This is a genomic window from Candidatus Pelagibacter sp. Uisw_137 (assembly GCF_047720245.1).
Taxonomy (GTDB): Bacteria; Pseudomonadota; Alphaproteobacteria; order Pelagibacterales; family Pelagibacteraceae; genus Pelagibacter.
Window position 1 is genome coordinate 1,066,418 of sequence record NZ_CP159811.1, and the last position, 10,117, is coordinate 1,076,534.

Sequence of the window (10,117 nt, forward strand, 5' to 3'; positions counted from 1 at the left end):
AGGTATTTTTTATTATGAAATTTTTTTTAAAAAAATTAATCAAATATTCTTTTATTTTTTTTATAACAATGACTTTATTGTTATCAAAAGTTTTAGCTGAACCTACATTTATTGCTGATTTTAATATCAGAAGCGATGAAGCAAGCGCTACTGGGATAACATTTAAACCTGATGGTACCAAAATGTATATTACAGGAGTTGGTACTGATAAAATATTACAATATAATCTAACGACAGCTTTTGATATTACTTCAGCAACTTTAGAAAAGTCAGTGCTTATCCAAACAGTAGAGAATAAACCACAAGATGTAAAATTTAATTCAGATGGAACTGTAATTTTTATTTTAGGAACTAATGATGATGGAATTGATAGATGGTCTTTAAGTACACCATATGATATTGGATCGATCACTGTAGCAGATACCCTTTTTACTTCTATTGGTGGTGACCCAAGAGGATTTGATTTTAATAATGATGGGACAAAAATGTTTATTTTGAATCAGACAAATACGCGGGTAGAAGAATATAATCTTTCAACACCATATAACCCTGATACTAAAACTTTAACCAACACACTTGCTAATGCAAAAAGTGGTAATTTTCATCAAGGACTAGGTTTCAATGCTGATGGATCAAAAATGTTTGTAGTAAAATCAAGAGGTAGCTCTAACGCTCATAATAAAATTGATGAATACGCTTTATCTACTGCTTTCGATATATCAACCGCAACATTAACTGGTACATTCTCACCAACTCATGACAATGCTGAAAACATAAGTGGCATGGCTTTCAATGTTTCTGGAACAAAAATGTATCACATAAATTGGGCTGATGATGAAGTTCGAGAGTATAGCTTAACTTGTCCTTTTAAAGTCACTAGTTCATCAACATGTGACACGCCCTTAAAAGATAAAGATGTAAGAGGTATAATAGATGCACAAATTAATACTGCTAAAAATTTTGCTAATGACTCAAGCCAGTCTGCTTTAAAAAGACTAACTATTTTAAGAGCGAACAAAGGCTACAACACAAATGCACAAAAAGTAGAATTACTATTTCAAAATGAATTGTTCAATAAAATATCTAATAATGTTTCAAGTTCCACGCCTGCTAAATTAAATCCACTTCATCAAATTCAAAAAGGTTTACCTGAAAATTGGACAGCATGGACAGAAGGTAGTATTAGATTTGGAAAAATTGGTGACAGCTCCTTAAGTTCTGCGCAAGATATGGATAGCCTTGGTATAACTGTGGGTGCTGATAAAATAGATAATGACAAAATAGTAGGAGTTGCTTTAAGAGTTGGTTACAGTGACGTTGATGTTGGAACTTTTGGTTCTGCAGTTGATACTAATGCTTTAAGTTTGTCTGTTTATGGATCTAACAGCTTAAATAATCGTAATTTTTTAAAACATGTTTTTGGGGTTAGTTATTTAGATACTAATATTTTAAGAGTATATGAAGGACAGAGTGTCAAAAATGCAGGTAGCCGTAAAGGTAAACAGGCTTTTGGTTCACTTAATTTTGGTAGAGAATATGAAGATGGTGATGTAATTATTACTCCAACAGCACATATTGATGGAAGTTATACAACACTTGATAGCTACACAGAAAGTGGCCCTGCGAGTTCGGCGCTTAGCTTTAACAAACAACACATCAGGTCTTTAATGGCTTCTTTAGGAGTATTAATAGACAGAGATCATAATTTAGAAAATTCAACTTTAAAATCTAGATTTAATCTTGAATACGGTAAAGAGTTTGCCTCAGACTCTCATGTAATTACAAAATACGTGACAGACGACGAAAGTTTTGACTATCGAGCTAATCAAAAAGATTTAAATATACTTACAGTAGGTCAGGGGTTTGATTTTGTACACAATCAAGGTTTAATAATTAGGACTGATTATCAAAGGCAAAAAATTTTTGGTAAGGGTTTTATTAATGAATTATTTTTATCAATAGGTTTTATATCTAGAAAAAAAACAGAGTTTGCACTTGGCCTTGATGAAGACATGACCTCAAGCTTTAAAATTTCTAAAGCGTTAAATGGTTTTGATTTAGGGTTTAATTTAGAAAATGATTTTTCAAAACAAGAAAATTATAATGCTGACTTATCTTTATCAAGTAAATTTTAATGAGTAAAATAAAAATAGCTTTCTATTTAGTCTTAGCTTTTATTTTTTATAAAGGCTTTGTTGCTTTTCAAAATTTTGAAATTGGTGTTGTTGATAGAGTAGCAGATATAGAAGAAAAAGCAGATTTTGAAAAAGAAGGTGAAGTAATTGGTCTTATGATGTATTTGGGTGAGCCACCAGAATTATATGAGCATTTATTAACTAAGAACAAATCTAGGTGTTTGGAAATGAAACAAACAGCTGAAGAGAGTTCATCTGCATACTATGAATGTGCAAGAGTGAATGCCGTCCTTAAAGGTAGAAAAATTGTAAGCATCATAAACGAAATTGAAGTTATAGAATAATTATTAAATTAAAATTTAGAAATATAACTCAAATTCGCTTGTAGTCCGCTTGTGTCTTGACTTGTTTGAAGTCCATCTAATGAAATTAAAAAAATATCATTTTTTGAAAATTTATACTCGTAATTTAGACCTGCAGATAAGCTTAATTCCTTTTTTAAATCATTTTTCTGAGAGTAAGATCCCTTTACCCCATTTACATAAAAAACTTGTACATTTTCATCAAGTACAGATCTGGCATCAGCTATCCATGATAAATAGAAATTTGTTTTTTCATTTTTTATTATTTCGTGTTCATCACTTAAGGCTATTGAACCATTATAAATATCTTTGTCTTCCCATTTAAAATAACTACTTTCTTCATGTGAGGGCGTGTATGAATAACCAAAATTTAAGCTTATATCTGGAGATAAATTATTTAGGCTTAAATCTGGAAATAAACTTTCCAGGTTTGTCTTAGCTCCAATTAAAAACTCATAGTTTTCATATGAATCTGTAATATTTAACTCACCAGTTGTTGTTGTATTAGTTAAAATATTTCTATCACTCTTATTATAATTTGCTCCTCCCAATATGAATAAATCTGGGTTTATATTAAAAATTTCAACTTCATTAAAATGTAATCCTGTTAAGAAACCAACTTTATTAATATTATGGTCTTGGGAAATATTTAGTGAACCAGTCTCTACTGACACAATAAAATTTTTATTTTCTGATATAGGTTCAATAATATTTGCACCAACACTAGCTGTTTTACTGCCAAGTCTTAAAGTACTTTTATTTTCTTTTCTTTTATTAAATGTAGTGAAAAATTCTCCCCATTCATCTTGATTTAAATATGCCTCACTTTTTTTAAAACGAATAAGTGACTTTCTCATATTTAAAGACTTATAACTTAATGTTTCATCTAACATCTCATTACCTCCTTGACCGATTGATCCAGCTGAACCTTTAACAACTGGGTTACCATCTAAATCTTCTAAGTCATAAGTTCCAGCTCCATCTATGTCATAAAAATAAGCCTGACCAGCTCCATGTTGTAATTTAATAGTGTGACCTGAACCTACTATACTAATTCTACCTATTACTTTTCCTTTATCTTTTAAATTTACCGTGACACCACTTCCAGCTAATCCAAGTGCGAAAGCATCAACACCAGCTTTATTTTCTATTGTACCGCTATTTGTAAATGTTGCAGCTGATACTGAGGAAACAAAAACTGTTGATCCTCTTAAAGCATTGTCATAGTTATTATTATTATGAATGTGTCCTCCTGAATTATTTATTATAGTTATATTATCAGTGTCACTTTCAGATTTGACAGCATTACTAGATGTATCTCCTCTACTAACATCTTCAGCATAAATCTCTCCAGAATTATTTATTGTTACATTATTAGCTGTATCACCAGCATTATTTCCTTCAGTAATAGTAATAGTATTAGTATTACTTTTAATAATACCTCCTGAATTATTTGTAATAGTGCTATTTTCAGCGTTCAGTAAGTTAATGGCTTTAGAATTACCGGCGCTGATAGTTCCTGAGTTAGTTACGGATAAGCCTGATTGATTTTTTCCCTGAATTGCATTAGAGGAAGAAGCACCATTAGAAAAAATTGAAGAGCCAGACTCAACTGTTACAGTTCCATTATCTTTTGCATTAATATCTACTGTTGATGATGAACTTGTTGATAAAGTGATAGAATCTGAAATTGTTAAAGATGTGTCATCATCATTGAATTTTTTTTGAGTGGTATTGTTATTACTAGTACTATTTACAGTATTGGCTCCTGTTATATTTTCTGAATAGGCAGAACCCATAAGAAAAGAGCAAAATAAAAAAAAAAGAATATAAAAATAATTGAGTAATTTTCCCATAAACAAAATCATGATGAAAAATACTCTATAAATTATTTTTTATTTGTAATTTTGCAATAGTATGTACCCATTTTGGGTAATAAAATATAAAGAATGCCATACTTTTTTTAGGTTTCTATTCCCACTGCTTTTGATGGTGGGACTGGTTGGTTACGCTCCAACTACCCCTGCAATGTCAATGCAGTACTCTACTATTGAGCTACAGTCCCTTAAGTACATTTTACAAATTAACATTTAACTAGATCTATATACATTTGTTTCTTTTCCAACAGCATACATGATAGATAAGTTAATCCAAAAAATAGTTAAATTGTAATCACTAAAAAAAGCTCCACTGGGCAAGAATGGAATGAAAATGATTGATAAAAAGATTAAACAACCCAATTGTAGATAATTTTTTGAAATAAGAATAATCTTAATTTTACCGAAGATTAAATTAAATAAAATAAAAAATAAGATCATGCTTCCTACTAATCCATGTTCAGCTAAAAACTCAAAATAAGTTTGATGTGGATGGGTGTTACAAAAGTATTTACTATTTTTTTCAATTAAACATGCTTCCACTCTATAATTTTTATTTCCCACTCCCAGAACTGGATATTTCTTAAAAACCTCAAATCCAGATTGGTAAAGACGAATATACCTATTATTAATATATTCAATTCTTTCTGATACTTTCATTTCTTGTTCATTGTTGGTCTGAAAAAGTGAAATTATTGGTTTAAAATATTGACTCGAATACCTTGATCCTAAAAAACTGGAGATATTAAGCAAAAAAACAAATATAAAAATTAATAATAAAATTGAAAATATTTTTTCTTTAAATTTAAAAAAATCATTAAAAAAATAGAATAAAAAAAAACCAAAAATAGCTTTAATTGCATTAGATCTTTCACCTGTTAAAATTATTGCAGAAATAAAAAATATAGAAAAAATTAAAATGATATACTTATACTTATTTGAAATGTTTTTATTTAAGTAAAACAAATACCCAATGATGATTAGATAAAATCCATTAATGTATCCACCTACAATTGGCTCATCCTTGAAGAAGCTAACTATCCTTGCACCATATTCCTCACCATTGCCAAGAATATTTTTTCCAAAAATACTTTCTATAAAGGTGTCTAAAGATAAAATAGATAAAGTAAGTATCCATACAATCAAAACTTTATTAACAAAGCTCTTGTTATAAAAAAAATAATTAAATGCTAAAAATAGTATGCCAAATCTAACAAAACCAAAATTTCTATTAAAACTCATTGAAAAATCTTTTGAGATAATTGAGTTAAAAATTAAATATAAAAAAAGAAATATTATAAGTTTTACAGTTTTATTAGAAAAAAATTTATAATCTTTTTTAAACAAAATTAAAAAAATAAATGAAAAATCAATTAGCAGAATATTTATCAGTGAAACTGATGGTCCAATAATTATTGATACAGGTATAAAGGAAAATAATAAAAGAAAATAAGGATTAAGAATTTTATTATTCATTTTAATCAATTAATACTCTATTTAGTTATTAGAAATAAACATATAAAATTAATTGTACGTAATAAACTCGGTTTATTTTAACTTTCTAGAAAACTTTTTAACTGCTTAGATCTGCTTGGGTGTTTTAATTTTCTAAGAGCTTTTGCTTCTATTTGTCTAATACGCTCTCTCGTTACAGAAAACTGAAGACCTACTTCTTCAAGAGTATGGTCCGTGTTCATCCCAACACCAAATCTCATTCTAAGAACTCTTTCTTCTCTTGGGGTTAAAGTGGATAAAATTTTAGTCGTAGCTTCACTTAAATTTGATTTAATAGCTTGTTCTAAAGGTGCTAATGCTTTTGTATCCTCAATAAAATCACCCAAACTACTATCTTCTTCATCTCCAACTGGTTTTTCAAGAGATACGGGTTCTTTTGATATTTTTAAAACTTTTCTAACTTTGTCTAAAGGCATTCTTAATTTTTGCGCTAGTTCTTCAGGTGTAGCCTCTCTTCCAAACTCACTTAAAATTAATCTTTGGGTTCTTACAATTTTATTAATAGTTTCAATCATGTGAACTGGAATTCTTATTGTACGAGCTTGGTCAGCAATAGATCTTGTGATTGCTTGTCTGATCCACCAAGTAGCATATGTTGAAAACTTATAACCTCTTCTGTATTCAAATTTATCTACAGCTTTCATAAGACCAATATTTCCTTCTTGAATAAGATCTAAAAATTGAAGTCCTCTATTTGTATATTTTTTTGCAATTGAAATTACCAATCTTAAGTTTGCTTCAACCATTTCTTTTTTTGCAATTCTAGATTCTTTTTCACCTTTTTGGACTCGGCTAACTATTTTTTTATAATCAGTTACTGAAATTCCAAGTTTATGACTAATCTCAATTAATCTTTCTCTTATGTTTTTAAATTCATCTTTATTTTTAGAAAAAAACTGTTTCCACATGGTGTTAGTATCCAGGAACTTTTTAAGATTTGGATTAATTTCATTGCCAATATAAAACTTAATAAATTCATTTCTCGGAATTTTTTGATCCATTGCCAATCTTAAAAGATTTCCTTCTAGCGAAACAATTTTTTTATTTTCCACATAGTGCTTTTGAACCAATTCCTCTAGTACAGATGGTGATAACTGTAATGATTTAATATTTTCTAAAATATCACTTACAATTTTATCATGTCCTTTTTCTTTAGCGGTTGAGAAGTTTACTGAGTTCAAAATACCATCAAGTTTTGTTTTTTGATACTTGATTAATTTTGCATATTCTTTTGTTAAAGTATTTACAGTTTTTAAAACTTTTGGTTTGATTTCAGTTTCCATTGCTGCAAGCGTTGGATTAAACTCATCATCGTCTCCATTATTTTCATCATTTTTATCAGTTTCACCAGAATTTCTTTGTTTAGCGCTTGGACCAGTATTTTCGTCTTCCATGTAGTTAGTGTCAATATCAATAATTTCTCTAACTAAAATTTCATCACATTGAAGTTTTTCATCCCACTCTACAAATTGTTGTGCAGTAATTGGGCTTTGTGCTAATGCAATAAGCATTACATCTTTTCCAGCTTCTATTCTTTTTGCAATTGCAATTTCACCTTCACGAGATAAGAGTTCTACTCCACCCATCTCTCTTAAATACATTCTTATAGGGTCATCACTTTTCTCAATTGCCTTACCCTCTTCTTTAGATGAATTTTCTTTTTTTCTTAAAACTTTAAAATCAGATTTTTTTTCTACCAGTGCTACATTCTCATCAAGAATGTGCATGAAGGCTTGTTCTAAATTTTCGTCTGTAAGATTTCTCTTACCTAATGATTTATTTAGCTCATCAAAAGTAACAAATCCTCTATGAGTTCCACGACCCATAAGTCTAGCAAATGATTTTGTAATTATTCTTTCCACAATAGTATATTTGAGATGACTTATATAAGCGCAATTTGAGAAAAATCCACGTATTTTTTGAAGGATTTAATTGATGTTTTTTTGTTTTTTTAGCTCTCTTATTTCATTGAAAGTACTTTCGCTTAAATCTTTAGAGAATTTTGACTCAAGTTCTTCAATTCTAAACTCTAAATCGTAGTTTTTAAGGTCTCTAGAGACTTCTTCTAATAATTCAAACATTTTATTCTGATCATTTTGATGATTATTGAGAATATGTTTTATCGAGGCAAATTTAAAAATCTTTTCAGTTAATTGAGGGTCAATTGGAATTTGATCTAAGGTGAGTTTTTCTCCACTCTTTAATTTGGTTATCAAAGTTTCAAGAATTAATTTATTTTCTTCACTAAATAGATTTATATTTTCAATCATGTGAATATTTTCTTGAAATAAATCTAAATTATTCATTACCAAATAAAGTAATGAGAACTCTTTAATCTCCACACCACTCAATAATTTACTTTCGTTAAAGTGTTTTTGAGTAGACTTTAATGATTTAACTTTTTTAGTATAAAATTGTTTTTTGCCTACATTGCTATGTGGGGTTAAAGATGAAATTTTCTCCAAGAAAAACTCTAGTACATATTTTTTTATAAAATCATCTTTAATAGTTGCAGCAATAGCTCTTAATTTTTTTTCAAAAATAGCCATTGATGAAGGATTGTTCTCAGTTTGTTGTTTATAATGGTTAAATATAAATTGATGAATTGAAATTTTTGCTTGTTTAGTAAAATCAATAAAGTTTGCTTTACCATTTTTATTTGCATAGTTATCAGGGTCTTCTCCATCTGGTAAAAAAAGAAATGAAATTTGTTTTTCTGGTTGTAGCTCTTTAATTGAATTTTCTGCCGCTCTAAGTGCTGCTTTGTAACCACTTTCATCACCATCAAAACAAATAATTATATCTTCAAAGAATTGGTTAAGCATTAAAATTTGCCTATCTGTTAAAGATGTTCCAAGATTAGCTACAACATTTTCAATTCCATTTTTACTTAAGCCAACGACATCCATATATCCCTCAACTAAATATACATGATCTATTTTATTGGATAACCTTCTAGCTAAATCTAAATTATATAAGTTAGAACCCTTTTTAAAAAAAGGTGTTTCAGGAGAATTAATATATTTTGCTGAATAGTTATTTTCTTGGATAGTTCTTCCTCCCAACCCAATAGGTTGACCTGAAATATTATTAATTGGAAATATTATTCTATCTCGAAATCTTTCAATATATGTATTCTTTTTTTCATCTAAATAAAAAAGACCACTTTCAACTAAAACTTTTTCACTAAATTCATCTTTTAATTTTTCATAAAAATTAGAGTTTCTTTCAACAAATCCTATTTTAAATTTTTTTACCTCATCTTTACTAAGGTTCCTTTTCTTTAAATAGTCTCTCGCAATAGTTAAGCTTTCATTTTTTAAAATTTCATCATGATAAAATTGAACATATTGATTATAGATTGAACAGTATTCTTGCCAATTTTTTTCACGTTCTTCATCTTGCTTTGAAAATGTATAAGGTCTCATACCCGCAAGATTTGCTAATGATTTTACAGCTTCTCCAAATTTCAAATTTTGAGTTTTCATTACAAAATCAAAAATATTTCCATGTTCTGATGTTGCAAAACAATGATAAAATTCCTTTTCATCATTAACTGTAAACGAAGGTGTTTTTTCAGTTTTAAAAGGTGATAAGCCTACAAATTCTTTACCTCTTTTTTTTAGACTGACAGACTTTGACACAACTGTCGAAACCTTTAAACGAGTTTTAATTTCGTCTAAATACTCTTTTGGGTATTTCATTATTTATTTAGTAGTTCTTTGAATAAGAGTCCTGCTTTAGCAAAATCTAGATTGTCAGGGTATGACTTTTTCAATTCACCCATTACTTTACCCATGTCTTTAATTGATGCAGCACCCAATTTACTTATTGTATCAACACATATTTTTTTTGTTTCTTCATCGCTTAACTGTTGTGGTAAAAAACTAGATAAAAGATCAAATTCATTTTGCTCAACTTCTAGCAAATCCATCCTGTCATTTTTTTTATAGATCTCTATTGATTCGGTTCTTTGCTTGATCATTTTCTTTAAAAGTTTTTTAATATCCTCATCATCTGTTTCTTTAATGTTGGCGCCAGATCGATTGACAATATCAAGGTCTTTTATTCCAGATAAAATTAACCTGTAGGTTGAGATTTCAACCTTATTTTTTGATTTTAGAGAATTTTTATAGTTAGTTTCAATTTTTTTTTTCAATGCCATAATATTTTTTAATCTACTGCAAAGTGAAAATTCTTCAAAAGAAAAATTGTTTTTTTATATTTT

At 28.6% G+C, this 10,117-nt stretch carries 7 protein-coding genes and 1 tRNA gene; 2 read left to right on the forward strand and 6 right to left on the reverse strand.

What is annotated here, in order from left to right:
* The first annotated feature begins 14 nt into the window (after window positions 1–14).
* Together ABXT61_RS05710 and ABXT61_RS05715 are read left to right on the forward strand one after the other, a co-directional pair.
* Window positions 15–2,135 (forward strand): autotransporter domain-containing protein, encoded by a 2,121-nt coding sequence (locus ABXT61_RS05710; RefSeq protein ID WP_415314875.1) that lies wholly within the window; start codon window positions 15–17, stop codon window positions 2,133–2,135.
* The gene (locus ABXT61_RS05715) at window positions 2,135–2,479 is read left to right on the forward strand and encodes a hypothetical protein (RefSeq protein ID WP_415314877.1); all 345 of its coding nucleotides are present in this window, start codon (window positions 2,135–2,137) and stop codon (window positions 2,477–2,479) included. The genes ABXT61_RS05710 and ABXT61_RS05715 overlap by 1 nt, the downstream gene beginning before the upstream one ends.
* An 8-nt stretch (window positions 2,480–2,487) precedes the next feature.
* On the opposite strand, the gene ABXT61_RS05720 is transcribed toward ABXT61_RS05715, so the two are convergent.
* The 6 genes from ABXT61_RS05720 to ABXT61_RS05745 form a co-directional block, all read right to left on the reverse strand.
* Window positions 2,488–4,296 (reverse strand): hypothetical protein, encoded by a 1,809-nt coding sequence (locus tag ABXT61_RS05720; protein ID WP_415314878.1) that lies wholly within the window; start codon window positions 4,294–4,296, stop codon window positions 2,488–2,490.
* A 191-nt stretch (window positions 4,297–4,487) separates the two neighbouring features.
* Window positions 4,488–4,562 (reverse strand) — tRNA-Val (locus ABXT61_RS05725).
* A 25-nt stretch (window positions 4,563–4,587) separates the two neighbouring features.
* Entirely contained in the window at window positions 4,588–5,850 is a 1,263-nt protein-coding gene (locus ABXT61_RS05730) for an O-antigen ligase family protein (protein WP_415314879.1), read from the reverse strand.
* 77 nt (window positions 5,851–5,927) lie between these two features.
* The gene (gene rpoD / locus ABXT61_RS05735; protein WP_415314880.1) at window positions 5,928–7,751 is read right to left on the reverse strand and encodes an RNA polymerase sigma factor RpoD; all 1,824 of its coding nucleotides are present in this window, start codon (window positions 7,749–7,751) and stop codon (window positions 5,928–5,930) included.
* Between the two features lie 66 nt (window positions 7,752–7,817).
* Window positions 7,818–9,593, reverse strand: coding sequence for a DNA primase (dnaG, locus tag ABXT61_RS05740; protein ID WP_415314882.1), 1,776 nt, complete (start codon window positions 9,591–9,593; stop codon window positions 7,818–7,820).
* The gene (locus ABXT61_RS05745) at window positions 9,593–10,054 is read right to left on the reverse strand and encodes a GatB/YqeY domain-containing protein (RefSeq protein ID WP_415314883.1); all 462 of its coding nucleotides are present in this window, start codon (window positions 10,052–10,054) and stop codon (window positions 9,593–9,595) included. The genes dnaG and ABXT61_RS05745 overlap by 1 nt, the downstream gene beginning before the upstream one ends.
* Window positions 10,055–10,117 lie beyond the last annotated feature (63 nt).

Excerpts from the sequence above, each read along its gene's own strand:
- ABXT61_RS05710 (WP_415314875.1), top strand. The coding sequence starts at position 15 with ATGAAATTTTTTTTAAAAAAATTAATCAAATATTCTTTTATTTTTTTT.
- ABXT61_RS05715 (WP_415314877.1), top strand. The coding sequence starts at position 2,135 with ATGAGTAAAATAAAAATAGCTTTCTATTTAGTCTTAGCTTTTATTTTT.
- ABXT61_RS05720 (WP_415314878.1), bottom strand. The coding sequence starts at position 4,296 with ATGGGTTCTGCCTATTCAGAAAATATAACAGGAGCCAATACTGTAAAT.
- ABXT61_RS05730 (WP_415314879.1), bottom strand. The coding sequence starts at position 5,850 with ATGAATAATAAAATTCTTAATCCTTATTTTCTTTTATTATTTTCCTTT.
- dnaG (WP_415314882.1), bottom strand. The coding sequence starts at position 9,593 with ATGAAATACCCAAAAGAGTATTTAGACGAAATTAAAACTCGTTTAAAG.
- ABXT61_RS05745 (WP_415314883.1), bottom strand. The coding sequence starts at position 10,054 with ATGGCATTGAAAAAAAAAATTGAAACTAACTATAAAAATTCTCTAAAA.